Below are 24,774 nucleotides of genomic sequence, written 5' to 3' on the forward strand. Positions count from 1 at the left end.
CAGTGACATAAACGATTCTAGCTGGGCTGTGTTGTTTGGCGCTGTCCGGCTCCGTCCAGCGCCGTCCGGCGCTGTTCGTCAGTCGCCGTAGCCGAAGACGGTCTTCACCTCGAGGTACTCGCGCATGCCGAAGTCGCCGTACTCGCGGCCGTTCCCGGACTGCTTGTAGCCGCCGAACGCCCCGGCGAAGTCCAGGCCGGCCCCGTTCACGTGCACCATCCCGGTGCGCAACCGGCGCGCCACCGCCCTGGCCCGCTCCGGATCGGCCGACGAGACGAACCCGGCGAGCCCGTACTCGGTGTCGTCGGCCAGCCGCACGGCCTCGTCCTCGTCGGCGTAGCCGGTGATCGTGACGACCGGGCCGAAGATCTCCTCGCGGGCGATCCGCATGTCGTTGCGCACGTCGCTGACCACGGTCGGCCGCACGTACCAGCCCACGTCCAGCCCGTCCGGGCGGCCCGGGCCGCCGGCGACGATCCGCGCCCCCTCCTCGACGGCGCTCGCGAGCAGCCGCTGCACCTTGTCGTAGCCGGCCTGCGAGACCAGCGGGCCGAGCGCGACGCCGTCGGACTGCGGCGGCCCGACGACGGTGGCGTCCGCCGCGGCGGCCGCGAGCCGCTCCACCTCGGCGACCTTGTCCCACGGCACCAGCCAGCGGGTGCCCGCGTTGCAGGACTGGCCGGAGTTGGCGAACACCGCGGCCAGGTCCCGCGGCACGGCGGTGACCAGGTCGGCGTCGTCGAGCAGGATGTTGGCGGACTTGCCGCCGAGCTCCTGGGCGACCCGCTTCACGGTGGGCGCGGCGGCGCGGGCGACCTCGATCCCGGCCCGGGTCGATCCGGTGAAGGAGACCATGTCGACGCCGGGATGCGCGCTGAGCGCGGCGCCGACGCCCGGGCCGTCCCCGTGCACCAGGTTGAACACGCCCGCCGGGACGCCGGCCTCGTCCAGGATCTCGGCGAGCAGCGCGGCGTTGCACGGGGCCAGCTCGGAGGGCTTGAGCACCATCGTGGCGCCGACCGCCAGCGCCGGTGCCACCTTCGCCGCGATGAGCAGCAGCGGCCAGTTCCACGGGGTGATCAGCCCGCACACGCCGATCGGCTCGTGGCGGATCAGAGTGGATCCGCGCCGCTGCTCGAACTCGAAGCCACGCAACGCGTCCAGCGTCGAGGTGAACTGCCCGAGCCCGGCGCCGACCTGGGCGGTCGAGGCCAGCGCGACCGGGGCGCCCATCTCGGCGGTCAGGGTCGCGGCGAGCTCGTCGGAGCGCCGCTGGTAGATCGCGACGATCCGCTCCAGCAGCGCGATCCGCTCGGCCGTCGTCGTCCGGGAGAACGGCCCGAACGCCGCCCGCGCGGCGGCGACCGCACGGTCCACGTCCTGCGCGGTCCCCAGCGCGACCGTCGCGACCGGCCGCTCGGTCGACGGGTCCAGGACGTCGGCGGTGGCGGAGCCGGTCGGCTCGACCCAGCTCCCGTCGATGTAGAAACGATCTGCCTTCTGCACGGAAGCTCCCGGTTGTGCGACGACCGGAGGACCGGACGAACCTGCCGACGGTCCCGCGGACGCGGGATCACAGCAGGTCGAACCGGCACTTCGGAGGGATGCGGCGCTCGACCCTGACCAGGGCAGGGCGGGTACACCTGAATTAGAATCGATTCTAACCCTAGGCAGGTCTGGCTCCGGTCGTCAAGCCGGGTGCGGACACGGGACGGCCCCCGGACGACGTCGTCCGGGGGCCGTGGACCCGGGTGCCGGGCGGCGGGTGCCGATCGGTCACCCGCCGGGCCGGATCAGGAGTCCTTGCGACGGAAGATCTTGTCCCCCAGCCACACGAGCGGGTCGTACTTGCGGTCGACCGCCCGTTCCTTCATCGGGATCAGCGCGTTGTCGGTGATCTTGATGTGCTCGGGGCAGACCTCGGTGCAGCACTTGGTGATGTTGCAGAAGCCCAGCCCGTGCTCCTCCTGCGCCTCGGCGGCCCGGTTGCCGTGCGCGTCGAGCGGGTGCATGTCCAGCTCGGCCACCCGCATCAGGTACCGCGGCCCGGCGAACGCCTCCTTGTTCTCCTCGTGGTCGCGGACCACGTGGCAGGTGTTCTGGCACAGGTAGCACTCGATGCACTTGCGGAACTCCTGGCTCCGCTCGACGTCGACCTGCTGCATCCGGTACTCCCCCGGTTCCAGCCCCTCCGGCGGGGTGAACGACGGGATCTCCCGGGCCTTGGTGTAGTTGAACGACACGTCGGTCACCAGGTCCCGGATCACCGGGAACGTCCGCAGCGGCGTCACCGTGACGATCTCGTCCTCGGCGAAGGTGTTCATCCGGGTCATGCACAGCAGCCGGGGCCGGCCGTTGATCTCCGCCGAGCAGGAGCCGCACTTGCCGGCCTTGCAGTTCCAGCGCACCGCGAGGTCGTTCGCCTCGGTGGCCTGCAGCCGGTGGATGATGTCGAGGACGACCTCGCCCTCGTTCACCTCGACCGGGTAGTCGACGAGCTCGCCCTTGGTGTCGTCACCGCGCCAGACCCGGAAGTGCTGGAGGTGGGTGCCCTTCTCGGTGCTGGTCATGCCTGGCCCTCCCCGGAACCGGAGCCGGTGCCCGCGCGGTGACCGCCCAGCTCCTCGCCGGTGTAGTACTTCTTCAGCTCGTCGAGCTCGAACAGGTCGAACAGGTCCGGCCGCATCGGGACCTGCTCCTGGCGGGTGAGCTCGATCCCGTCCTCACCCAGTGCGCTGCAGACCAGCAGCACGTGCCGCCAGTCGGAGTCCATCACCGGGTAGTCGTCGCGGGTGTGGCCGCCGCGCGACTCCTGGCGCTCCAGGGCCGCCTTCCCCACGCACAGCGAGACCAGCAGCATGTTCCGCAGGTCCAGCGCGAGGTGCCAGCCCGGGTTGAACCGGCGGTGGCCCTCCACCGAGACGGTGCGGGTCCGGGTGGCGATGTCCTCCAGCTTCTTGAGCGCGAGCTCCATCTCGTCGCCCTTGCGGATGATGCCGACCAGCTCGTGCATCGTCTTCTGCAGCTCCTGCTGCACGACGAACGGGTTCTCGCCGCCCTCGGTGGAGGTGGAGAACGGCAGCAGCGCCCGCTGGAGGGCCTCCGCCACGTCGGGCTCCTGCACCGCGGGCCGGCCGCGGTCGGCGTGCCGGGCGGCGTGCAGCCCGGCCCGGCGGCCGAAGACCAGCAGATCGGACAGCGAGTTGCCGCCGAGCCGGTTGGACCCGTGCATCCCGCCCGCGACCTCACCGGCCGCGAACAGGCCGGGCACCCGCGACATCGCGGTGTCCGGCTCGACCTCGACCCCGCCCATCACGTAGTGGCAGGTCGGGCCGACCTCCATCGGCTCCTTCGTGATGTCGACGTCGGCCAGCTCCTTGAACTGGTGGTGCATCGACGGGAGCCGCTTGAGGATCTCCTCCGGCTTGAGCCGGGTGGAGACGTCGAGGTAGACGCCGCCGTGCGGGGTCCCCCGGCCGGCCTTGACCTCGGAGTTGATCGCGCGGGCCACCTCGTCCCGGGGCAGCAGCTCCGGCGGGCGCCGGTTGTTGTCCGGATCGGTGTACCAGCGGTCGCCCTCCTCCTCCGAGGTCGCGTACTGCTCCTTGAACACGTCCGGGATGTAGTCGAACATGAACCGCACGCCGTCGGAGTTGCGCAGCACGCCGCCGTCGCCGCGGACCGACTCGGTGACCAGGATCCCCTTCACCGACGGCGGCCAGACCATCCCGGTCGGGTGGAACTGCAGGAACTCCATGTTGATCAGGGTCGCGCCGGCCCGCAGGGCCAGCGCGTGTCCGTCACCGGTGTACTCCCAGGAGTTCGAGGTGACCGAGTAGCTCTTCCCGACCCCGCCGGTGGCGAGCACGATCGCCGGGGCGTCGAACCGGACGAACCGGCCGTCGTTGCGGAAGTAGCCGAAGCAGCCCGAGATCGCGGGCGGCCCGTCGCCGTCGGCGGTGGTGAACAGCTCGGTGATGGTGCACTCGTGGAACACCCGGATCCGGGACTCGTGGTCGCCGGTCTCGGCGAAGTCCTCCTGCTGCAGCGAGACGACCTTCTGCTGCAGGGTGCGGATCAGCTCCAGCCCGGTGCGGTCGCCGACGTGCGCCAGCCGCGGGTAGGTGTGCCCGCCGAAGTTCCGCTGGCTGATCTTGCCGTCCTTCGTGCGGTCGAACAGCGCGCCGTAGGTCTCCAGCTCCCAGACCCGGTCCGGGGCCTCGGTGGCGTGCAGCTCGGCCATCCGCCAGTTGTTGAGGAACTTCCCGCCGCGCATCGTGTCGCGGAAGTGCACCGACCAGTTGTCGTTCGGGTTGGCGTTGCCCATCGACGCCGCACAGCCGCCCTCGGCCATCACCGTGTGCGCCTTGCCGAACAGCGACTTGGAGATGATCGCGGTGCGCTTGCCCTGCAACCGGGCCTCGATCGCGGCGCGCAGCCCCGCGCCGCCCGCGCCGATGACGACGACGTCGTAGTCGTGCCGTTCGATCTGCTCGTCGGTCATGTCCGAGCTCACCCCACGATCCGCAGGTCGGTGATCCAGCCGGCGGAGACGGCCATCACGTAGAAGTCGGTCAGCGCCAGGCTGGCCAGGGTCGCCCAGGCGTAGGCCATGTGCCGGGTGTTCAGCTTCGACACCCAGCCCCACAGCCGGTAGCGGACCGGATGCCTGGAGAAGTGGTTCAACCGCCCGCCGACCACGCTGCGGCAGGAGTGGCAGGACAGCGTGTAGCCGAACAGCAGCACGACGTTGGCGACCAGGATGATGTTGCCCAGCCCGAGCCCGAACCCGCCGCCGGGCTTGCTGAAGGCGGCGACCGCGTCGTAGGCGTTGATCAGGGTGATCAGGCCGGCGATGTAGAAGAAGTAGCGGTGCGCGTTCTGCAGCAGCAGCGGGAACCGGGTCTCGCCGGTGTAGCGGCGGTGCGGCTCGGCGACCGCGCAGGCCGGCGGGGACAGCCAGAACGCCCGGTAGTAGGCCTTGCGGTAGTAGTAGCAGGTCAGCCGGAACAGCAGCAGGAACGGCAGCGAGACCGCCGCGTAGGGCAGCCACCAGACGTCCGGGGTGAACTGGCCGAAGTGCGACGCCTCCGGGATGCAGCCCACCGAGACACACGGCGAGTAGAACGGCGTCAGGTAGCCGTACTCCTCGACGTAGTAGTACTGCTGCATGAACGCCCGGACGGTCGCGTAGGCGACCCACGCCACGAAGGCGACGAACGTCGCGAGCGGTGGCAGCCACCAGCGGTCGGTGCGCAGCGTGCGCGCGGCGATCGTGGCCCGGCCTGCACCGGGGCTGCCGCTGGTGTCAGTGGTGGATGACACGCGCGGGGACTCCTGTCGTCTCGCGGCACCGCGGCCCGATCGGGTCCCGGACACGGCGCCGTGTCCTCTGTCGTCGTCACGCAATGGCGCGACCTGCCAGAGAGTACGACGCAGGTCACATGTGATCTACGTCGACCTCGGTATCGACCCCTGTATCGAGACGTGCCTCACAGTGCCGGGGTGCGCATCGACCGTGACCGGCCGGTCCCCCGATACGACGACGGCCCGGCACGCCCCGGACGGGGCGCACCGGGCCGGTGCGTGCCGGCGCCCGGACGCGGCTCTGCTGCCGCGCCCGGGCGGGCGGGTCACTTCTTGCGGCCACCCACCGTCGCGGCGAGGTAGTCGCGGTTGAGCTGCGAGATCACGTCGAGCGGGATCTCCTTCGGGCAGGCCACGGCGCAGGCACCGGTGTTGGTGCAGCCGCCGAAACCGGCGTCCTCGTGCATCTCGACCATGTTGACGACGCGGTCGTAGCGCTCCGGCTGGCCCTGCGGCAGCTCCCCCAGGTGGGTCAGCTTGGCGCCCAGGAACAGCGACGCCGACCCGTTCGGGCAGGCCGCCACGCAGGCACCGCAGCCGATGCAGTTCGCCGCGGCGAACGAGCGGTCGGCGTGCGCCTTCGGCACCGCGTTCGCGTTCGCCTCCGGCGCCGACCCGGTGTTCACCGAGACGTAGCCGCCGGCCTGGATGATCTTGTCGAAGGCACCCCGGTCGACGACCAGGTCCTTGATCACCGGGAACGAACCGGACCGGAACGGTTCGACGACGATCGTGTCGCCGTCGGAGTAGTGCCGCATGTGCAGCTGGCAGGTGGTGGTCGCGCGCTGCGGGCCGTGCGGCTGGCCGTCGATCACCATGCTGCAGGCGCCGCAGATGCCCTCACGGCAGTCGTGGTCGAACGCGACGGGCTCGTCGCCGGCCAGGATCAGCCGCTCGTTGAGCACGTCGAGCATCTCGAGGAACGACATGTCCTCGTCCGCGTCGACCTCGTAGGTGGACAGCCGGCCCTTGTCGACCGCGTCGCGCTGCCGCCAGACCTTCAGAGTCAGTTTCACGTCTGCTCGCCTTACTTGTAGCTGCGCTGGGTCGGGTGCACGTACTCGAAGACGAGCTCCTCCTTGTGCAGGACCGGCGCCTGCCCGCGGCCGGTGTACTCCCAGGCCGAGGTGAAGGAGAAGTTCTCGTCGTCGCGCTGCGCCTCGCCGTCCTCGGTCTGGCTCTCGCCACGGAAGTGGCCGCCGCAGGACTCGCGGCGCACCAGCGCGTCCAGGCACATGAGCTCGCCGAGCTCGAGGAAGTCGGCCACCCGGCCGGCCTTCTCCAGGCTCTGGTTGAGCTCCGCGCCGGTGCCGGGCACCTTGACGTTGTTCCAGAACTCGCGGCGCAGCTCGGGGATCCGGTCCAGCGCCTTGCGCAGGCCGTCCTCGGTCCGCTCCATGCCGCAGTAGTCCCACATGATCTGGCCGAGCTCGCGGTGGAACGAGTCGACCGTCCGGGTGCCGTTGATCGACAGGAACTTGTCGATCCGGTCGGTCACCGACTTCACGGCCTCGACGACCTCGGGCGCGTCGTCGGGCACCGGCTCCAGGTTGTGCTTGGCGATGTAGTCGCCGATCGTCACCGGGAGGACGAAGTAGCCGTCGGCGAGGCCCTGCATCAGCGCCGAGGCGCCGAGCCGGTTCGCGCCGTGGTCGGAGAAGTTCGCCTCGCCGCCGACGTAGAGCCCCGGGACGGTGGACTGCAGGTCGTAGTCGACCCACAGGCCGCCCATCGTGTAGTGCACGGCGGGGTAGATCCGCATCGGGACCTCGTACGGGTTCTCCCCGGTGATCCGCTCGTACATCTCGAAGAGGTTGCCGTACTTGGCCTCGACCGCCTTGCGGCCGAGCCGGTTGATGGCGTCGGCGAAGTCGAGGTAGACGCCGAGCCCGCCCGGTCCGACGCCGCGCTTCTCGTCGCAGACCTCCTTGGCGGCCCGGGACGCGATGTCGCGGGGCACCAGGTTGCCGAACGCCGGGTACTTGCGCTCCAGGAAGTAGTCGCGCTCCTCGTCCGGGATCTCGTTCGGGCCGCGGTCGTCGCCGAGCCGCTTCGGCACCCAGACCCGGCCGTCGTTGCGCAGCGACTCCGACATCAGGGTCAGCTTCGACTGGTGGTCACCCGAGACCGGGATGCAGGTCGGGTGGATCTGGGTGAAGCAGGGGTTCGCGAACAGCGCGCCCTTGCGGTGCGCCCGCCAGGACGCGGTCACGTTGCAGCCCTTGGCGTTCGTCGACAGGTAGAAGACGTTGCCGTAGCCGCCGGAGGCGAGCACCACCGCGTCGGCGGTGTGCACCTGGATCTCGCCGGAGATCATGTCCCGGGCGACGATGCCGCGCGCCCGGCCCTCGACGACGATCAGCTCCAGCATCTCGTGCCGGGCGAACATCTCGACGGTGCCGGCCTGGACCTGGCGCTCCAGCGCCTGGTACGCCCCGATCAGGAGCTGCTGGCCGGTCTGCCCGCGGGCGTAGAAGGTGCGGGAGACCTGCACGCCGCCGAACGAGCGGGTGTCGAGCAGGCCGCCGTAGTCGCGGGCGAACGGGACGCCCTGCGCGACGCACTGGTCGATGATCTGCCGGCTGATCTCGGCGAGCCGGTGCACGTTCGACTCGCGGGCGCGGAAGTCGCCGCCCTTGACGGTGTCGTAGAACAGCCGGTAGACGCTGTCGCCGTCGTTGCGGTAGTTCTTCGCCGCGTTGATACCGCCCTGCGCGGCGATCGAGTGGGCACGACGCGGGCTGTCCTGGTAGCAGAACGTCTTGACCTGGTACCCGGCCTCGCCGAGGGTGGCCGACGCGGCGCCGCCGGCCAGGCCGGACCCGACGACGATGATCTTCTTGGACCGCTTGTTCGCCGGGTTGACCAGCTTCACGCCGAACCGGCGGCGTTCCCAGCGGGTCTCGATCGGGCCGGACGGGACGGCCTTGTCGACGACCTGGTCGCCGACCGTGTAGTCGGCGTAGCTCACGTGGTGGGTGGGGGCGTCAGTCTTGTCAGGCATGGATTCAGACCACTCCGAACGTGACGGCGAGGGGCACCGAGATGAACCCCAGGGTGAGCACGGCGGCGAACACCGTGGCCACCGTCTTGATGGTGCGCTCCCGGGTGTTCGAGGACCATCCGAGCGTCTGCATCCCGGAGAAGATGCCGTGCCGGACGTGCAGTCCGAGCGCGACCACCGCGAGGACGTAGAACAGCGTGACGTACCAGCGGTCCGGGGCGAACCCGGCGCTGATGTTGTTGTACGCCTCCAGGTGCACGCCGTTCGGGTTGGCGACACCGACCGTGAGGTCCAGGATGTGGTAGACGACGAACAGCACGATGATCACGCCGCCCCAGCGCATGGTGCGGGCCGCGTAGCTGCCCTTCACCTGGTGCGAGCCACCGGCGTACTTGATCGGCCGGGCCCGCCGCGCGCGCAGCGTGAGCACGGTCGCCGCCCAGATGTGCGCGATCACCGAGACCAGCAGCACCACCCGGACGATCCACAGCATCCCGCCGTAGGGCAGGGCCGGCTCGAGCAGGGTGCGCAGCCAGGCCGCGTACTCGTCGATCGACTCGGGACCGAAGAAGATCTTCAGGTTGCCGATCATGTGCAGGACGACGTAGAGCAGCAGGAAGACGCCGCTCACCGCCATCACGAATTTCAGGAACGCGCTGGGCGTTCGGGGACGCCGGGGCTCGGCTGCGCCGCCCGCCCGGGACTTGTCGGACATCGTGACCACAGCGTCCAGTGGACATAGCAACACCCGTGGCCGTCCAATGCATCGAGCGGCCTACTGTCATAGCCGTAGGCTATGCACGTGACACTTCAGCAGCTCATGTACTTCGTCGCCCTGGCGGACGTGCGCAGCTTCACTCGTGCGGCCGACCAGGTCGGGGTGGCGCAGCCCACTCTCAGCAGGTCGCTGCGGGCGCTGGAGCAGGAGCTGGGGGCCCCGTTGATCAACCGTGGCTCGGTGGTCACGCTCACCCCGGCCGGTGAGGTGGTGCTGCCGCTGGCCCGGCGGATGCTGGCCGACTCGGACATGGTGCGCACAACGGTGGCCGAGATGGTGGGGTTGCGCAGCGGGCGGGTCCGGGTGGGCGCGACGCCGTCGCTGTGCATCGGGGTGCTCTCGGACGTGCTGCGGGTGTTCCACGCCCGGCACCCGGAGATCCACGTCGAGCTGGCCGAGGACGGCTCGCAGCCGCTGGAGACCTCGCTGGTCCGCAACGAGCTGGACATCGCGCTGGTGATCGTCCCGCCGGACGGGGTCGATCCGGCCCTGCACAGCGCCCCGTTGCTGCGCGAACGGCTGTCGGTGGCGTCCCCGCGCGCCCGGCGTCCGCTGACCGCGCGCCGGACGATCTCGGTCCCCGAGCTCGCCAAGCACGACCTGGTGATGGTGCGGAAGGGCTACGACCTGCGGGAGGTGACCCTGCGCGCGTACGCGGTGGCCGGGGTGACGCCGAGGATCGCGGTGGAGGGCGGCCAGATGGACGCGGTGCTCCGGATGGTCGAGGCCGGCACCGGGGTCGCGGTGGTACCGGATCTGGTGTTCATCGGGCGGCCGCGGCTGCGCCGGACCGTGCTGACCCCGGCCCTGCACCGGACCGTGGCGCTGGCCCGGCGTGTGGACATCGCACCGACGCCGGCCGTGACGGCGTTCGCGGACATCCTGCTGGAGCACATGTCGGACACCTCGGCCTCGCTGCGGTCGGGGGCGAACGACGTCCAGGTGCTGCACCGGCACCGGACCGGCCGGGAGCTGCTGGGGTGAGGTGGGCCGCGCGACGCGACGCAGCCTGGCTCGGTGCGGTGCCGGACCGGCCGTGTCGTCAGTCGTCGGGCGGGGCCTCACCGAGCTCGTCGACGTCCGCGCCGGCGGCGGCGATCTCCTCCTTCACGACGCCGTAGGCGACCCCAGGGCCGTAGCCCTTGCGGGCGAGCATCCCGACGAGCTTGCGCGCGGCGGACTGGCGCTGCTCGCGGGAGCCGACGGGCATGCTGCGCAGCCGGCGCACGACCAGCTCGCGGGCGCGGGCGCGCTCGGAGTCGTCGTCGATCTCGGTGAGGGCCTCGTCCGCGGTGTCCCGGTCGATCCCCTTGCGGTGCAGCTCGAGTGCGATCGCGCGCTTGCCGAGTCCGCGATGCCGGTGCCGGGAGCGGACCCACTGGTCGGCGAACGCCTTGTCGTCGACCAGCCCGACCTCGTCGAAGCGGTCCAGCACCTGCCGCGCGACCTCGTCGGGGATCTCCTTGCGGCGCAGCGCATCGCCGAGCTCCTTGACCGAGCGGGCCCGGTCGGTGAGCAGGCGCAGGCAGATCTCCTTCGCCCGGGCCTCCTCGTCGACCGGGGTGCGGGCCCGCTGCGTTCCCCCGGGCGTCGACCCGCCGGCCGGCCCGCCCGCGCGGCGGCGCCGGGCACCGGAGCGCTCGGACGGCCGGGAACGATCAGACTGATCAGACCGATCGGACCACTCGGGCTGATCGGGCCGAGCGGGCTGATCGGGCCGAGCGGTCTGACCGGACCGCTCGCCACTGCCGGACCGGCGCCGTGCCCCGCGGGGGGCTGCGCGGCGCCCGGGCCCGTCGTCGAACGTGGCGATCCGGGGAGCCTGCGCTCCGGGCGCACCGGCATCCGCGCTCAGCTCCTCGAACGACACGACCCGCCCGGGCCCGCCGGGCTGCTCCGGACCTCCCGGGGCACTGTCTGCCGGCTCCCCCGGCCCGGCTGCGGCGGGATCGGGAGCGGCATCGGTGGCCGGGTCCAGGATCGGGTCGAGGGCCGGATCCAGGGTGGGGTCGACGAGCCGGACGGCGCGCTGACCGGCGTCGCCCCACGGATCGCCGGCTGACGGATCGCCGGACGGACCGCCGGCCGACGGACGGTCCGCAGCCGGACCCTCCGCCGCCGGGCTCGCACCGAACAGCTCGTCGAGCGAGACGGTGCGGGCCCGGCCGGTCGCCGGGCCGCCGGTCTCCGTGCCGCCGGTCTCCGTGCCATCGGAGCCGGGCGGTCCGCCGCCGGCGGACCCGTTGTGCTCGCCGGGCACGCTCAGAAGTCGACCGGGGCCGGGAGGGGCTCGACCGGCGCGGCCTGCTCGGCGTCGAGAACGGCGCCGATCCCGAGCTTCTCCTTGATCCGCTTCTCGACCTCGGCGGCGACGTCCGGGTTCTCCTTGAGGAACTTCCGGGCGTTCTCCTTGCCCTGCCCCATCTGGTCGCCCTCGTAGGTGTACCAGGCACCGGACTTGCGGATGATCCCCTGCTCGACGCCCACGTCGATCAGCGAACCCTCCTTGCTGATCCCGATGCCGTAGAGCACGTCGAACTCGGCCTGCTTGAAGGGCGGGGCCACCTTGTTCTTGACGACCTTGACCCGGGTCCGGCTGCCGACCATGTCGGTGCCGTCCTTCAGGGTCTCGATCCGGCGGATGTCCATCCGGACCGACGCGTAGAACTTCAGCGCCTTGCCGCCGGTCGTGGTCTCGGGGGACCCGAACATCACGCCGATCTTCTCGCGCAGCTGGTTGATGAAGATCATCGTGGTGCCCGAGCTGTTCAGCGCACCGGTGATCTTCCTCAGCGCCTGGCTCATCAGCCGGGCCTGCAGGCCGACGTGGCTGTCGCCCATCTCGCCCTCGATCTCGGCGCGCGGCACGAGCGCGGCCACCGAGTCGATGACGATGAGGTCCAGCGCGCCGGAGCGGATCAGCATGTCCGCGATCTCCAGCGCCTGCTCGCCGGTGTCCGGCTGGGAGACGAGCAGCTCGTCGGTGTTCACCCCGAGCGCCTTGGCGTACTCCGGGTCGAGCGCGTGCTCGGCGTCGATGAACGCCGCCACGCCGCCCGCCGCCTGCGCGTTCGCCACGGCGTGCAACGCGACCGTGGTCTTACCGCTGGACTCCGGGCCGTAGATCTCGATCACGCGGCCGCGCGGGATCCCGCCGACCCCGAGCGCCACGTCGAGCGCGATGGAGCCGGTGGAGATGGCACTGACCGGCGCGCGCGTCTGGTCGCCCAGGCGCATCACCGATCCCTTGCCGTGGTTCTTCTCGATCTGGGCGAGGGCGAGTTCGAGCGCCTTCTCGCGGTCCGGAGCGGACATCTCTTGACTCCTCGCTGATGTGCGATCGGGGCCTGCTGCTGTCTTTCGGGGAGGCACACCGCAACGGTATGGGGTACCCCTGACAGTTTCGGCGGCCGGATCGGCAGCTGTGGACAACTCACCGGGAACCGCTGCGGTCTCCCACCCGGAACGGTAGCCGAACACGCGTTCGAGCGGACACGGCGACACGCCGACCGGATGCCCCCGGGAGCCGAACGGTCACCCGGCGTCGCGGCCCACCCGGACCGGGCTCAGCGTCGCGCGGCGGGCACGTCGTAGGCGTCGCACACCGCGCGCCACACCCGGCGCAGGTCGATCCCCGACTCGATCGCCTGCTCGACGGTCTGCCCGTCGAGCTCGGCGAACACGTGGTCCCGGGACAGCGACGACGCCCGCACCGCCCCGAACTCGCCTTCCATCAACTCCCGGAAGTGGCTCATCCGCACACCGTCGAGGGTAGGCCCCGGGGCGCGGGCGCGCGGCTCCCGCCCGTCATCGCCCGGCCGTCGGTACGATGGGAGTTATGTCCGAACTGCTTGCCGCCGCGCCCGTCGACGTCGCCGACGAGGTCCTCGCGACGACCGGCATCGGCTCGCCGCTGGCCTGGCAGATCGTCTCGCTGCTGGCCCTGCTCTCCGCGCTGTTCGTGCTGCTGCGCTGGTGGAACCAGCAGCGCAAGCGCTGACCGGCCACCGGACCGCGACGCAAGGCCGTGACACCGGGCCGTGACACCGGGCCGTGACACCGGGCCGTGACACCGGGCCGCTGAGAGTCGCACCGCTCAGCCCGCGGCCGGGCGCGGCACCGCGCGCAGCACCACCAGCAGGAACGGCACGGTCAGCAGCGCCGCGAGGATCCCGAGCACCGAGTAGGACGCCACCGTGACCACGGCCCCGGCCACCAGGCCGGCCGCCGCACCGGCCAGGTTCATCGCCACGTCGACCGAGCCCTGCACCCGGGGCCGGTCGGTGACCGGCACCGCGGACGTCAGCAACGCCGATCCGCCGACCAGCGCCGCCGACCAGCCCAGGCCGAGCAGCACCAGCCCCGCGGTCAGCACCCCGGTCGCGGTGGGCGCGGCGGACGCGCAGAGCGCCGCCGCGGCGACCAGCGTCACCGTCGCACCGGCCAGCACCGCCGCGGCGCCGAACCTGTCGGCGAGCCACCCGAACACCGGGCTCAGCGCGTACATCCCGGCGATGTGCATGCTGATCACGAAGCCGACCACGCTCAGCGCGGCACCGCCGTGGTCCATGTGCACCGGCGTCATCGACATCAGCCCGACCATCACGGCGTGCCCCAGCACGATCCCGGCGGCCCCGGCCAGCGCGGGACGGGAGCCGCGCAGCACGGTCCGGACCGGCGTCGAGGGCCGGTCCCGCCCGTCCTCCGGGACCGGGTCACCGGCCAGCTCGCGGGCCCGGGTGAGCGGATCGGGCCGCAGTCCCGCCCAGCTCACCAGCAGGGCGCAGCCGAACGCCGCGGCGCACAGCAGGTACGGCCCGGCCGCCGGTTCCAGCCCCAGCCCGGCGGCGACGTCCTGCAGCGGGCCGAGCAGGTTCGGCCCGGCGACCGCGCCGACCGTCGTCGCCCAGACGACCAGCGCCAACGCCCGGCCGGCCCGGTCCGGCGCCGCCAGGTCGGTCGCGGCGTAGCGGGCCGCCAGCCCGACGGCCGTCCCGGAACCCATCAGCACCAGCGACACCAGCAGCACCGGGGCCGCGCCGGCGGCCGTTCCGATCACCGCACCGATCGCCCCCACGAGCGCGATCAGGTATCCCCCGGTCAGCGCCGGGCGACGACCGCGCCGCCGGGCGATCCGGGCGACCACCGCCGCGGCGCCGGCGGCGCCCAGCACGATCGCGGTCGAGGCCAGCCCGCCGACCGTCGGCGATCCGGTCAGCCGGGCGGCGACCAGCGGGCTGACCGCGATCGACGTCGCCACCGCCGTCCCGCCGAGCACCTGACCGGTGGCGAGCACCACCAGCAGCCGGCGCTGGGCGGGGTCCTGCAGGTGCGGCGTGGCGGTCACGCCGGGATGCTGCCCCGCGCGGTCGTCCGGCGCCAGCCCGATAGGCTCCGCGCCCGACCGGCACGAGCGGGAAGGACGGCACCGATGGCACGGACGAAGGACGGGACGGGCATCGAGGACGCGTACCGGCTGGTGTCCGACGTCCTGGAGGGAGCGGTCCGCGAGACCCTCGCCGAGCCGGGGCCGGAGCCCGCGCGGTTCGCCGTCCGGCAGCTGACCTCGGTCGACGACGAACTGCCCGACGAGGCGACGCCGCCGGGCTGGTCGCTGGCCTTCCTGGTGCTCGCCGACTGGTACGACGCCGCACGCACCGCCCTCGCCGACGACGACGGGCGCGCCGACCGCGCGCTGGGCTGGGTCTCCGAGCACCTCGGCCGCCGGTTCGCCGCGCGCGCCCGGTACACCGTCGCCCCGCTGGTCGATCCGGCGAACGCCCGGGAGACCTCGCTCTACGTCGAGGCGCTCGGCGAGGACTTCCTGCCGACCATGGTCTGGACGGTCGCCGGGCTGGTCGCGGAGTACCCCGGCCGGGCGGCCGGCGACGACCGGATCTGGCCGCGCGCCCTCGCCGACGACGCCCGCACCGCGAGCTGACCCCACAGCCCGGGGCGGGCTCGGCAGGACAGCCCGGGACGGGCTCGGCGGGAAACTGTCGGTGCCCGCCCGCATGATGGTCGGGTGAGCGCACTCGACGGGTTCTCCCCCGCCACCCGCCAGTGGTTCGAGGGGGCGTTCGCCGCGCCCACCGCCGCCCAGGAGGGCGCCTGGGCGGCCGCCCAGCACGGCCGCAACGCGCTGGTCGTCGCGCCCACCGGTTCCGGGAAGACGCTCGCCGCGTTCCTGTGGGCGCTCGACCGGCTGGCCACCGGGCCGGCGCCGGAGGAGCCCCGGCACCGCTGCCGGGTGCTGTACGTGTCACCGCTCAAGGCGCTCGCGGTGGACGTGCAGCGCAACCTCCGGTCCCCGCTCACCGGGATCCGGCAGGCCGCGCAGCGGCTCGGCCATCCGGTGCCCGACGTCACCGTCGGTATGCGCACCGGCGACACCCCGGCCGACGAGCGCCGCCAGTTCGCCCGCACCCCGCCGGACGTGCTGGTCACCACGCCCGAGTCGCTGTTCCTGCTGCTCACCTCGGCCGCCCGGGAGTCGCTGCGCGGGATCACGACGGTGATCCTGGACGAGGTGCACGCGGTGGCCGGCACCAAGCGCGGCGCGCACCTGGCGCTGTCCCTGGAGCGGCTGGAGGAGATCACCACGGGCTCCCCGCAGCGGATCGGGCTGTCCGCGACGGTCCGGCCGGTGGACGAGGTGTCGACGTTCCTGTCCGGCACCCGGCCGGTGCAGGTGGTGCAGCCGGCCACTCCGAAGACGATCACGGTCGAGGTCCAGGTCCCGGTTCCCGATCTCGCCGCGCTGGACGAGCGGCCGGCACCGGGCAGCACCGACGAGGAGGTCGTCGGCTCCGCGGCGGGCACCGCGCAGCGGCCCTCGATCTGGCCCGCGGTCGAGGAGCGGCTGCTCGGCCTGGTCCGCGCGCACCGCTCGACGATCGTGTTCAGCAACTCCCGCCGGCTGGCCGAGCGGCTGACCTCCCGGCTCAACGAGCTGGCCGCCGAACAGGCCGAACAGGCTGAACAGGCAGCACAGGCAGCACAGGCGGGGCAGGACGAACGGGCCGGGCCGGGCGGCCGGGCGGGGGCCGACACGGCGGGCGGGGACCGGCCGGTCTTCCCGGCCGAGGCGGTCGGCCAGTCCGGGGTCGGCGGCGGCGCCGCGCCGACCGTCGCCAAGGCGCACCACGGCTCCATGTCCCGCGACCAGCGCACCCTGGTCGAGGAGGAGCTGAAGTCCGGTCTGCTGCCCTGCGTGGTCGCGACGTCCAGCCTGGAGCTCGGGATCGACATGGGCGCCGTAGACCTGGTCGTGCAGGTCGAGGCGCCGCCGTCGGTGGCGTCCGGGCTGCAGCGGGTCGGCCGGGCCGGCCACCAGGTCGGCGCGGTCTCCGAGGGCGTGGTGTTCCCGAAGTTCCGGGGCGACCTGGTGTCCTGCGCGGTGGTCGCCGAGCGGATGACCACCGGGTCCATCGAGTCGACGCGCTACCCGCGCAACCCGCTCGACGTGCTGGCCCAGCAGATCGTGGCGATGGTGGCGATGGAGCCGTGGTCGCTGTCCGATCTGGCGGCCACGGTCCGCCGGGCCGCCCCGTTCGCGGCGCTGCCCGACTCCGCGCTGCACTCGGTGCTGGACATGCTCGCCGGGCGGTACCCGTCCGAGGAGTTCGGCGAGCTGCGCGCCCGGATCACCTGGGACCGGGTCACCGACGAGCTGCGCGGCCGGCCCGGCGCCCAGCGGCTCGCGGTGACCTCCGGCGGCACCATCCCGGACCGCGGCCTGTTCACCGTGATGACCCCGGGCGGCGCCGACGGGGCCGGCTCCCGGGTCGGCGAGCTCGACGAGGAGATGGTCTACGAGTCCCGGGTCGGTGACACGTTCCTGCTGGGCACGTCGTCGTGGCGGGTGGAGGACATCACGCACGACCGGGTGATCGTCACCCCGGCGCCCGGGGTGCCCGCCCGGATGCCGTTCTGGAAGGGCGAGTCGATCGGCAGGCCGCTGGAGCTGGGCCGGGCGGTCGGCGCGTTCGTGCGGGAGATGTCCGGGCTCGCCGAGGAGGCCGCCCGGGAGCGGGCCGCCACCGCCGGCCTGGACGAGTGGGCGCAGGACAACCTGCTCTCCTACCTGCGCGAGCAGCGCGAGGCCACCCGGCACGTGCCGAGCGACCGGACGATCCTGGTCGAGCGGTTCCGCGACGAGCTGGGCGACTGGCGGCTCGTCGTGCACTCCCCGTTCGGCGCCCAGGTCAACGGGCCGTGGGCGCTGGCGATCGCGGCCCGGATGCGCGAGCGGCGGGGGGTGGAGGTGAGCGCGTCCGGGGCCGACGACGGCATCGTGCTCCGGCTGCCGGACGCCGTCGACGACTCCGGTTCCGAGGTCGTCCCGGGCGCCGAGGACGTGCTGCTCGATCCCGGCGAGATCGAGCAGATCGTGGTGGCCGAGCTGGGCGGCTCGGCGCTGTACGCGTCCCGGTTCCGGGAGTGCGCGGCGCGGGCACTGCTGCTCCCCCGGCGGGACCCGCGGCGGCGCAGCCCGCTGTGGCAGCAGCGGCAGCGCTCGGCGCAGCTGCTGTCGGTGGCCGGGAAGTTCGAGCAGTTCCCGATCACCCTCGAGGCGATGCGGGAGTGCGTGCAGGACGTCTACGACCTGCCCGGCCTGCGCGAGCTGATGGGCGACATCGGCTCCCGGAAGGTGAAGGTCGCCGAGATCGAGACGGCGCACCCCTCGCCGTTCGCGCGCAGCCTGCTCTTCGGCTACGTCGGGATGTTCCTCTACGAGGCCGACGCCCCGCTGGCCGAGCGGCGGGCCGCGGCGCTGTCGCTGGACTCGACGCTGCTCTCCGAGCTGCTCGGCTCGGAGGCGATCCGCGAGCTGCTCGATCCGGAGGTGCTGGCCGAGGTCGAGGCCGCGCTGCAGCGCACCGCGCCGGACCGGCACGCCCGCGACGTCGAGGGCGCCGCCGATCTGCTCCGCTTCGTCGGGGACCTGTCCGCAGCCGACGGGCGGGCCCGCGGCGTCGACCCGGCGTGGTTCGACGAGCTGGCGGGCGCGCGGCGCGCGCTGCGGGTGCGGATCGCCGGCGAGGAGCGGTTCGTCGCGATCGAGGACGCCGGCCGGATCCGGGACGCGCTCGGCGCGGCGCTGCCGGTCGGGGTGCCGGAGGCGTTCACCGAGCCGGTCGCCGACCCGCTGGGCGATCTCGTGCTGCGCTACGCCCGCACGCACGGCCCCTTCACCGCCGGCGAGTGCGCGGCGCGGTTCGGGCTCGGGGTCGCCGTGGTCGCCGGGGTGCTGGAGCGGCTGACCGGGACCGGGCGGCTGGTGAAGGGCGAGCTGCGGCCACAGGCGTCGGTCCCGGCCGGGGTGCGCAGCGAGACCGAGTTCTGCGACGCCGAGGTGCTGCGCCGGCTGCGGCGGGCGTCCCTGGCGAAGCTCCGGCACGAGGTGGAGCCGGTCGAGCAGCGGGCGCTGGGCCGGTTCCTGCCCGCCTGGCAGGGCGTGCAGGTCCGGTCCGGGTCCGAGCGCCGCGGCCGGGTCCGCCGGGCACCCGGCGCCGAGGACGTGCTCGGCGTCGTCGAGCAGCTGGCCGGCACGCCGCTCCCGGCGAGCGCGGTGGAGTCGCTGATCCTGCCCGCCCGGCTGCCCGGCTACACCCCGGCGCTGCTCGACGAGCTGACCGCGGCCGGCGAGGTCACCTGGGCCGGTTGCGGGGCGCTGGCCGGGCAGGACGGCTGGCTCGCGCTGGCCCCGTCCGACGTCGCGGACCTGCTGCTACCGGCCCCGGACCTGGACACCGCGGGCACGCCGCTGCACACCGCGGTGCTCGCCGCGCTCGGCCTGTCCGATCCGGCGGCGCTGACCGACCCGGACCGCGCCGCCGAGCAGGCCGGCGGGGCGCTGTTCTTCCGCGAGCTCGCCACCCGGGCCGGCCTGGCGCTCACCGAGCAGGGCGAACCCACCCCGTCCGACGACGACGTGGTCGCCGCCGTGTGGGACCTGGTCTGGGCCGGAGCGCTGACCAACGACACGCTCGGCCCGTTGCGCGCCCGGTTGTCCGGCGGCGGGAACCGGCGCGGCTCGGCCGGGCGGTCCGGCGCGGCACACCGTCCGGCCCGTCGCGCGCCGCGCGGCCGGTACGCGCAGCTGCGGGCCGGGCGGCCGTCGATGCCGAGCCGGACCGGGCCGCCGTCGGTCGGTGGCCGCTGGTCGGTCGCGGTCGCCCGGGAGGCGGACCCGACCCGGCGGGCGCACGCGGCGGCGGAGGCGTTCCTGGAACGGCACGGTGTGCTGACCCGGGGCGCGCTCGGCACCGAGCGGGTCACCGGCGGGTTCGCCGGGGTGTACAAGGTGCTGCGGGCGATGGAGGAGTCCGGGCGCTGCCGGCGCGGCTACATCGTCGAGGGGCTGGGGGCCGCGCAGTTCGCGGTGCCGGGGGCGATCGACCGGGTGCGGGCGCTCGCCGCGTCCGGCGGCGGCCCCGGCCCGGACCCCGGCCCGGACCCCGATCCCGGCGACGACGTCCCGGCGGACCTGCTGCGCGGCAGCGCGTTCTCCGGCGCCGGCCGGTACGACGAGTTCGACGGCGCCGCCGCCGGCCGCCCCGCCCCGGTGCAGGACGCCTGGCGCTCGCTGTCCCGGGTGGTGCTCGCCGCGGCCGACCCGGCCCAGCCCTACGGCGCCGCGCTGCCGTGGCCGGACACCACCGGCGACTCCCGGCACCGTCCGGGCCGCAAGGCCGGCGCGCTGGTCGCCCTGGTCGACGGGGTCCCCGCGCTGTACGTGGAGCGCGGCGGCCGCTCGCTGCTGTCGTTCACCGGCGATCGCGACGAGCTGCGCGCCGCCGCCGAGGTGCTGGCCGGAGCGGTGCACGAGGGCTGGCTCGGGTCGCTCGCCGTGGAGCGCGCCGACGGGCAGGACTCGCTGGCCTCCGAGCTGTCCGAGGTGCTCACCGAGGCCGGGTTCCGGGTGACGCCGAAGGGGCTGCGGCTGCGGGCCTGACACCCGCCGCCGTCCCGGGCTGCCGGACCGGCCCGCCCCTGCGACGATCACCCGATGACCCGTCGCTCCCCCGACCGCACCGCGTACGCGCTCGCCGGGCTGCTCGGCACCGCCGCCGTCCTGCACGTCGTGCGTCCCGAGCCGTTCGACTCCATCGTCCCGGAGCGGCTGCCCGGCACCCCGCGGTTCTGGACCTACGCCTCCGGTGCCGCCGAGGGCGCGGTGGCGGCGGCCGTCGCGCATCCGCGGACCCGGCGGATCGGCGGGTACGCCGCGGCCGGGCTGTTCGCCGCGGTGTTCCCGGCGAACGTCTCGATGGCGCTGCGCTGGCGCCGCAAGCCGCCGGCGTACCGGGTGGTCGCCTGGGCCCGGCTCCCGCTGCAGATCCCGCTGGTGTGGTGGGCGCTGCGGATCGCCCGGCCCGACCGGGGTCGCTGAGCCCTCGACCAAAGTCGGGCCGAGCACGACGTTCGCCCGGCGGCCGCCGACCGATGCCCGCCGCGCCGGCGTCGTGCCCCGGGGTGGACTGCTCCCGCCGGAGGACCGACGTCCGGCGCGTTCGCGGAGGGGGCACAGCGATGAGGGCAGGAGTCACGGCGGCGCTCACGGCGGTGCTGGCGGCGGGGCGGCGGCCCGGACCGGGCACCGGCACGGCGGCGGCCGTCCCACGGCTCGCCCGGTGGCCGGTCGGCCTGATCGCGGGTGCGGTCGCCGCGGTGCACCTGGTCGCGGGGTCGCTCGGGCGCGGCTACTGGTTCGACGAGGCGCTGATGCTCGCCCTCGGCCGGCACCATCTCGACTGGGGATCGGCCGACCAGCCGCCCGGGGCGCCGCTGCTCGCCCGGCTCGCCGACACCGTCGCCCCCGGATCGATCGCGGTGCTGCGGATCGTGCCGTCGCTGGCGACCGCGGCCGCCGTCGTCGTCGCCGCGCTGATCGCCCGCGAGCTGGGCGGCGACCGGCGCGCGCAGACGCTCACCGCGCTCGCCCAGGCCACCGGGATCTGGGTGACGCTGGCCGGGCACTGGCTGACGCCCTACACCCTGGAACCGCTCGGCTGGCTGGTCCTGGTCTGGCTGGTGGTGCGCTGGATGCGGGTGCGCGACGACCGGCTGCTGCTCGCGCTGGGGCCGGTCCTCGGGCTGTCCGGGCAGGTCAAGTTCCAGGTGCTGCTGTTCGCGGTGGTGCTGCTGCTCGCGGTGCTCGCCGTCGGCCCGCGCGACCTGCTGGGCAGGCCGGCGCTGTGGGTGTCCGCCGCCGTCGCCACCGTGATCGTGGCGCCCACCCTGCTCTGGCAGGCCGCGCACGGCTGGCCGCAGCTGCGGATGGGAGCGGTGGTCACCGCCGAGGCCGAGGCGCTCTACGGCGGCCGGCCGGGTGTCGCGCTGGGCCTGCTGTGGATGGCCGGGGTGACCGGGCTGGTGCTCGTCGTCGCCGGGCTGGTGTTCGCCGTGCGCGATCCCCGGCTGCGCCGCTACGGGTTCCTGGCGCTGACCTTCGGCGCGCTGTGGCTGCTGTTCGTGATCATGGCGGGCCGCCCGTACTACCTGGGCGGGCTGCACGGCGCGCTCGCCGCGCTGGGCGCCGTGGGCTTCCAGCACCGGCGGGAGTCCGGGCACCGGCGCTGGTCCTGGACGGTGTGGCCGGGCGCGGTGCTGTCGGTGCTGGCCGCCGCGGTCACCGTGCCGGTCTCCGCGCAGCTCGCCGCACCGGGGATCCAGGACGGCGTGATCGCCGCCGTCCGGCAGGTCTGGACGGAGATGCCCGCCGAGCAGCGGGACCGGACGGTGGTCGTCGCCGAGTCCTACATCTGGGCGGCCTTCCTGGACACCGCGCCGCCGGGCACGGACCTCCCGCCGGTCGTCAGCGGGAGCCGCAGCTACGGCTATCTCGATCCGCCGCCGGATGACCGGGACAGCGTGATCTTCGTCGGGGAGCGGCCGGAGACGATCGCGCCGGCGATCACCGGGCTGCACCGGGCCGGGGTCTCGGACACCGGGGACACGCTGCTGCCGCCGGGCAGCCCGGGCATCCCGGTGTGGACCGGCTCCGGCCTGGCCCGCCCCTGGTCGCAGGTGTGGCCGGAGCTGCGGACGCTGGACGTCGGCTGATCATCGCCTGGTGGTGGACCGGTGCCGGCGGTGGCACCGATCCGCCACGAGGCGGCGATCACCGGTGCGGCGTAGCGTCGTCCGGGTGCCCGAGGGAGACACCGTGTACCTGGCCGGGAAGCGGATGCACGCGGCGCTGGCCGGGCACCGGCTGGTCCGCGGGGAGCTGCGGCACCCGCGGCTGGTGGAGCACGATCTCGCCGGGCTGACCGTCGCCGGTGTCGTCCCGGTCGGCAAGCACCTGTTCACCCGGCTCGACGACGGCCGCAGCCTGCACAGCCACTTCCGGATGGACGGGTCCTGGCACCTGTACCGGCCCGGGATGCGCTGGCAGCGCGCGGCGCACCAGGCGCGCGCGGTGCTGGAGACCGCGGACCGGGTCGCCGTCGGGTTCGCGCTGCACGACCTGGAACTCCTCCCGACCGCCGACGAGCACACCCTGGTCGGGCACCTCGGCCCGGACCTGCTCGACCCGGACTGGGCCGGCGGCCACGACGCCGAGGCACTGCGCAGGCTCACCGCCCGCGGGGACCACGAGCTGGGCCTCGCCCTGCTGGAGCAGCGGGTGATGGCCGGGCTGGGCAACCTCTACCGCAACGAGATCTGCTTCCTGCTGGGCGTGACGCCGTGGGTGCCGGTGCGCGAGGTCCCCGACCTGCCGGGGGTGGTCGCGCTGTCCCGGCGGCTGCTGTCGTCCAACAAGGACCGGCCGGAGCAGACGACCACCGGTTCGCTCGCCGCGGGCGAGGCGCACTGGGTGTTCGAGCGCCCCGGCCGGCCGTGCCGCCGGTGCCGCGCCCGGATCCGCACCGCCGAGCAGGGCGAGCCGCCCTACGCCCGGGTCACCTACTGGTGCCCGCGCTGCCAGCACGGCCCCTCCCCCCGCCGCGCCCGCCGCTGACCCCGCGGATCGCACCCCTTCGCGTCGGTTCACACCCGTCGCAGCAGGTGCGGACCGACGCGAACGGGTGCGGTCTCCCCGGACGTGCGAACGCCCCGCCACCCGGGACCGGGGGCGGGGCGTCGGCTGCTGCGGCTCAGGCGGTGCCGGGCTGGTTCTGCTGCTGGGTGGGGTTGGGCTGCTGGGCCGGCGCCGGCGACGACGGCAGCTGCTGCGTGGTGTGCTCGCCCTGACCGACCTGCGGTGCCTGCTCCCCGGCGATCGGCGCCCCGGACATCGACGCCCGGATCTGCTCCAGCCGGGACGCGCCCGCCATGTCGGTGGTCGACTGCTGGACCTCCAGCATCCGGCCCTGCACCGAGTTCTGGGCCAGCTCCGCCGAGCCGAGCGCGTTCGCGTACCGCTTCTCGATCTTGTCGCGGACCTCGTCCAGCGACGGGGCGTTGCGCGGCGCCGACAGCTCGCTCATCTGGCGCAGCGAGTTCGCCGCCTGCTCCTGCATCTTCGCCTGCTCGAGCTGGCTGAGCAGCTTCGTCCGCTCGGCGATCTTCTGCTGCAGCACCATCGAGTTCCGCTCGACGGCCTGCTTGGCCTGCTCGGCGGCACCGATCGACTGGTCGTGCAGGGTCTTGAGGTCCTCGACGCCCTGCTCGGCCGTCACCAGCTGGGTGGCGAACGTCTGCGCCGACTGCTCGTACTGCTGGGCCTTCTGCTCGTCGCCCTGGGACCGCGCCTGGTCGGCCAGGACCAGCGCCTGCTTGGCCGAGGACTGCAGCTTCTCGATCTCCCCGAGCTGCCGGTTCAGCTTCATCTCCAGCTGACGCTGGTTGCCGATCACCGCCGCGGCCTGCTGGGACAGCTGCTGGTGCTGCCGCTGGGCGTCCTCGATGGCCTGCTGGATCTGCACCTTCGGGTCCGCGTACTCGTCGACCTTCGACGAGAACAGGGCCATCAGATAGCTCCAGGCCTTGGTGAATCCGTTGGCCATCTCTCCGCCTACCTCCGGGTGGGGCTCGCTCACGACCGTGCCCGCTCCGCGGCGGGCGCACCGGACCGTGCCGACCCCGCGTTCCCCCCGGCGGTCGGCACTGGCGCTCCGGCCCTCTCCATCCTGGCACCGCTGCCAGTACGCGCGCACCCTACCGTGACGAGCCGGTGGTCACGCGGCGGATCATGCCGCCGAGGCGACCGGCCCCCCGGACGACGCCGGGACGGCCGGGCCCGCACCGGGCCGCCCGGCGAGGCGCAGCTCGGCGTGTCGCTGCCCGATCGGGACCAGCACCTCGTCGGCGGCGCGGGTGCCGGCACGCAGGTCCGTGCTCATCTCGCGGACCACCGACGCCAGCAGATCGGCGACGGTGATCCCGAGGGCCTCGCAGATCGCCGCCAGCAGCTCGCTGGAGGGCTCCTTGCGGCCGCGCTCGACCTCGGAGAGGTAACCGAGGCTGACCCGAGCGCCCCGGGAGATGTCGCGCAGCGTGCGCCTGCGCGCGGTCCGCGCGCGTCGCAGACCACTGCCGATCGCTTCCCGAAGCAGCATGTGCCCTCCTCGACTCGGCCCGGGCGGCACCGCGATGCCGGGGCCCGGTGCGAATCACCGTACCGACTCTCCGGCCCCGGCGGCGCGGCCGAACCCGGGTGTCCGTGTCCGCC

20 protein-coding genes are annotated in these 24,774 nt (G+C 73.6%); 7 read left to right on the forward strand and 13 right to left on the reverse strand.

Going from position 1 to position 24,774, the window contains the following annotated elements; all coding sequences use genetic code 11:
* Nucleotides 1-78: 78 nt before the first annotated feature.
* The 7 genes from ABD160_RS28440 to ABD160_RS28470 form a co-directional block, all read right to left on the reverse strand.
* Nucleotides 79-1,506: an aldehyde dehydrogenase family protein gene (locus tag ABD160_RS28440; protein WP_344028154.1), complete on the reverse strand. Its 1,428-nt coding sequence runs from the start codon at nt 1,504-1,506 to the stop codon at nt 79-81.
* Nucleotides 1,507-1,793: 287 nt separating this feature from the next.
* Complete coding sequence (locus tag ABD160_RS28445; RefSeq protein ID WP_344028157.1) at nt 1,794-2,570, reverse strand: succinate dehydrogenase/fumarate reductase iron-sulfur subunit; 777 nt, start codon at nt 2,568-2,570, stop codon at nt 1,794-1,796.
* Complete coding sequence (locus tag ABD160_RS28450; RefSeq protein WP_344028160.1) at nt 2,567-4,504, reverse strand: fumarate reductase/succinate dehydrogenase flavoprotein subunit; 1,938 nt, start codon at nt 4,502-4,504, stop codon at nt 2,567-2,569. Before ABD160_RS28450 ends, ABD160_RS28445 begins: the two co-directional genes overlap by 4 nt.
* Nucleotides 4,505-4,512: 8 nt before the next feature.
* Nucleotides 4,513-5,325: a hypothetical protein gene (locus ABD160_RS28455; protein WP_344028163.1), complete on the reverse strand. Its 813-nt coding sequence runs from the start codon at nt 5,323-5,325 to the stop codon at nt 4,513-4,515.
* A 308-nt stretch (nt 5,326-5,633) separates the two neighbouring features.
* Nucleotides 5,634-6,383 carry a succinate dehydrogenase/fumarate reductase iron-sulfur subunit gene (locus ABD160_RS28460; RefSeq protein WP_344028166.1) on the reverse strand — a complete coding sequence of 250 codons (750 nt, stop codon included), beginning with the start codon at nt 6,381-6,383 and terminating at the stop codon, nt 5,634-5,636.
* Nucleotides 6,384-6,394: 11 nt separating this feature from the next.
* Nucleotides 6,395-8,371, reverse strand: coding sequence for a fumarate reductase/succinate dehydrogenase flavoprotein subunit (locus ABD160_RS28465; RefSeq protein WP_344028169.1), 1,977 nt, complete (start codon nt 8,369-8,371; stop codon nt 6,395-6,397).
* A 4-nt stretch (nt 8,372-8,375) separates the two neighbouring features.
* A complete protein-coding gene (locus ABD160_RS28470) occupies nt 8,376-9,086 on the reverse strand; it encodes a succinate dehydrogenase cytochrome b subunit (RefSeq protein ID WP_344028172.1) in 711 nt (236 codons plus the stop codon).
* A gap of 87 nt (nt 9,087-9,173) precedes the next feature.
* Between ABD160_RS28470 and ABD160_RS28475 the strand changes: the two genes are divergently transcribed.
* Nucleotides 9,174-10,133, forward strand: coding sequence for a LysR family transcriptional regulator (locus ABD160_RS28475; RefSeq protein WP_344028174.1), 960 nt, complete (start codon nt 9,174-9,176; stop codon nt 10,131-10,133).
* A 58-nt stretch (nt 10,134-10,191) separates the two neighbouring features.
* Here the strand turns inward: ABD160_RS28475 and ABD160_RS28480 are convergent, their stop codons facing one another.
* The 3 genes from ABD160_RS28480 to ABD160_RS28490 all read right to left on the reverse strand — a co-directional run bounded on the left by ABD160_RS28480 (nt 10,192) and on the right by ABD160_RS28490 (nt 12,910).
* Nucleotides 10,192-11,409 carry a regulatory protein RecX gene (locus tag ABD160_RS28480; protein WP_344028177.1) on the reverse strand — a complete coding sequence of 406 codons (1,218 nt, stop codon included), beginning with the start codon at nt 11,407-11,409 and terminating at the stop codon, nt 10,192-10,194.
* 2 nt (nt 11,410-11,411) lie between these two features.
* Nucleotides 11,412-12,464, reverse strand: coding sequence for a recombinase RecA (gene recA, locus ABD160_RS28485; protein ID WP_344028181.1), 1,053 nt, complete (start codon nt 12,462-12,464; stop codon nt 11,412-11,414).
* A gap of 251 nt (nt 12,465-12,715) precedes the next feature.
* A complete protein-coding gene (locus ABD160_RS28490) occupies nt 12,716-12,910 on the reverse strand; it encodes a DUF3046 domain-containing protein (protein WP_344028184.1) in 195 nt (64 codons plus the stop codon).
* Between the two features lie 77 nt (nt 12,911-12,987).
* Between ABD160_RS28490 and ABD160_RS28495 the strand changes: the two genes are divergently transcribed.
* Nucleotides 12,988-13,149 (forward strand): hypothetical protein, encoded by a 162-nt coding sequence (locus ABD160_RS28495; protein ID WP_344028187.1) that lies wholly within the window; start codon nt 12,988-12,990, stop codon nt 13,147-13,149.
* A gap of 96 nt (nt 13,150-13,245) precedes the next feature.
* Here the strand turns inward: ABD160_RS28495 and ABD160_RS28500 are convergent, their stop codons facing one another.
* On the reverse strand, nt 13,246-14,538 hold the full coding sequence (locus tag ABD160_RS28500) for an MFS transporter (RefSeq protein ID WP_425563677.1): 1,293 nt from the start codon (nt 14,536-14,538) through the stop codon (nt 13,246-13,248).
* A 42-nt stretch (nt 14,539-14,580) separates the two neighbouring features.
* Between ABD160_RS28500 and ABD160_RS28505 the strand changes: the two genes are divergently transcribed.
* The 5 genes from ABD160_RS28505 to ABD160_RS28525 all read left to right on the forward strand — a co-directional run bounded on the left by ABD160_RS28505 (nt 14,581) and on the right by ABD160_RS28525 (nt 23,121).
* Nucleotides 14,581-15,090, forward strand: a complete 510-nt coding sequence (locus tag ABD160_RS28505) for a hypothetical protein (protein ID WP_344028192.1) — start codon at nt 14,581-14,583, stop codon at nt 15,088-15,090.
* Nucleotides 15,091-15,174: 84 nt separating this feature from the next.
* Nucleotides 15,175-20,109 (forward strand): ATP-dependent helicase, encoded by a 4,935-nt coding sequence (locus tag ABD160_RS28510; protein WP_344028195.1) that lies wholly within the window; start codon nt 15,175-15,177, stop codon nt 20,107-20,109.
* Nucleotides 20,110-20,163: 54 nt separating this feature from the next.
* Entirely contained in the window at nt 20,164-20,547 is a 384-nt protein-coding gene (locus tag ABD160_RS28515) for a DoxX family protein (protein WP_344028198.1), read from the forward strand.
* A gap of 140 nt (nt 20,548-20,687) precedes the next feature.
* Entirely contained in the window at nt 20,688-22,220 is a 1,533-nt protein-coding gene (locus ABD160_RS28520) for a glycosyltransferase family 39 protein (protein ID WP_344028202.1), read from the forward strand.
* Nucleotides 22,221-22,305: 85 nt separating this feature from the next.
* Nucleotides 22,306-23,121 (forward strand): DNA-formamidopyrimidine glycosylase family protein, encoded by an 816-nt coding sequence (locus ABD160_RS28525; protein ID WP_344028205.1) that lies wholly within the window; start codon nt 22,306-22,308, stop codon nt 23,119-23,121.
* A 136-nt stretch (nt 23,122-23,257) separates the two neighbouring features.
* Here the strand turns inward: ABD160_RS28525 and ABD160_RS28530 are convergent, their stop codons facing one another.
* Both ABD160_RS28530 and ABD160_RS28535 read right to left on the reverse strand, forming a co-directional pair.
* Nucleotides 23,258-24,109: a PspA/IM30 family protein gene (locus ABD160_RS28530; RefSeq protein WP_425563676.1), complete on the reverse strand. Its 852-nt coding sequence runs from the start codon at nt 24,107-24,109 to the stop codon at nt 23,258-23,260.
* Between the two features lie 183 nt (nt 24,110-24,292).
* Nucleotides 24,293-24,661: a helix-turn-helix domain-containing protein gene (locus tag ABD160_RS28535; RefSeq protein ID WP_344028208.1), complete on the reverse strand. Its 369-nt coding sequence runs from the start codon at nt 24,659-24,661 to the stop codon at nt 24,293-24,295.
* Nucleotides 24,662-24,774: the final 113 nt, after the last annotated feature.

It is taken from the genome of Pseudonocardia kongjuensis (assembly GCF_039526905.1).
Taxonomy (GTDB): Bacteria; Actinomycetota; Actinomycetes; order Mycobacteriales; family Pseudonocardiaceae; genus Pseudonocardia; species Pseudonocardia kongjuensis.

Bases quoted from the DNA above. Each gene is read 5' to 3' on its own strand.
- ABD160_RS28495 (WP_344028187.1), top strand. From the start codon at position 12,988: ATGTCCGAACTGCTTGCCGCCGCGCCCGTCGACGTCGCCGACGAGGTC.
- ABD160_RS28450 (WP_344028160.1), bottom strand. From the start codon at position 4,504: ATGACCGACGAGCAGATCGAACGGCACGACTACGACGTCGTCGTCATC.
- ABD160_RS28465 (WP_344028169.1), bottom strand. From the start codon at position 8,371: ATGCCTGACAAGACTGACGCCCCCACCCACCACGTGAGCTACGCCGAC.
- ABD160_RS28535 (WP_344028208.1), bottom strand. From the start codon at position 24,661: ATGCTGCTTCGGGAAGCGATCGGCAGTGGTCTGCGACGCGCGCGGACC.
- recA (WP_344028181.1), bottom strand. From the start codon at position 12,464: ATGTCCGCTCCGGACCGCGAGAAGGCGCTCGAACTCGCCCTCGCCCAG.
- ABD160_RS28470 (WP_344028172.1), bottom strand. From the start codon at position 9,086: ATGTCCGACAAGTCCCGGGCGGGCGGCGCAGCCGAGCCCCGGCGTCCC.
- ABD160_RS28445 (WP_344028157.1), bottom strand. From the start codon at position 2,570: ATGACCAGCACCGAGAAGGGCACCCACCTCCAGCACTTCCGGGTCTGG.
- ABD160_RS28530 (WP_425563676.1), bottom strand. From the start codon at position 24,109: ATGGCCAACGGATTCACCAAGGCCTGGAGCTATCTGATGGCCCTGTTC.
- ABD160_RS28505 (WP_344028192.1), top strand. From the start codon at position 14,581: ATGGCACGGACGAAGGACGGGACGGGCATCGAGGACGCGTACCGGCTG.
- ABD160_RS28515 (WP_344028198.1), top strand. From the start codon at position 20,164: ATGACCCGTCGCTCCCCCGACCGCACCGCGTACGCGCTCGCCGGGCTG.
- ABD160_RS28520 (WP_344028202.1), top strand. From the start codon at position 20,688: ATGAGGGCAGGAGTCACGGCGGCGCTCACGGCGGTGCTGGCGGCGGGG.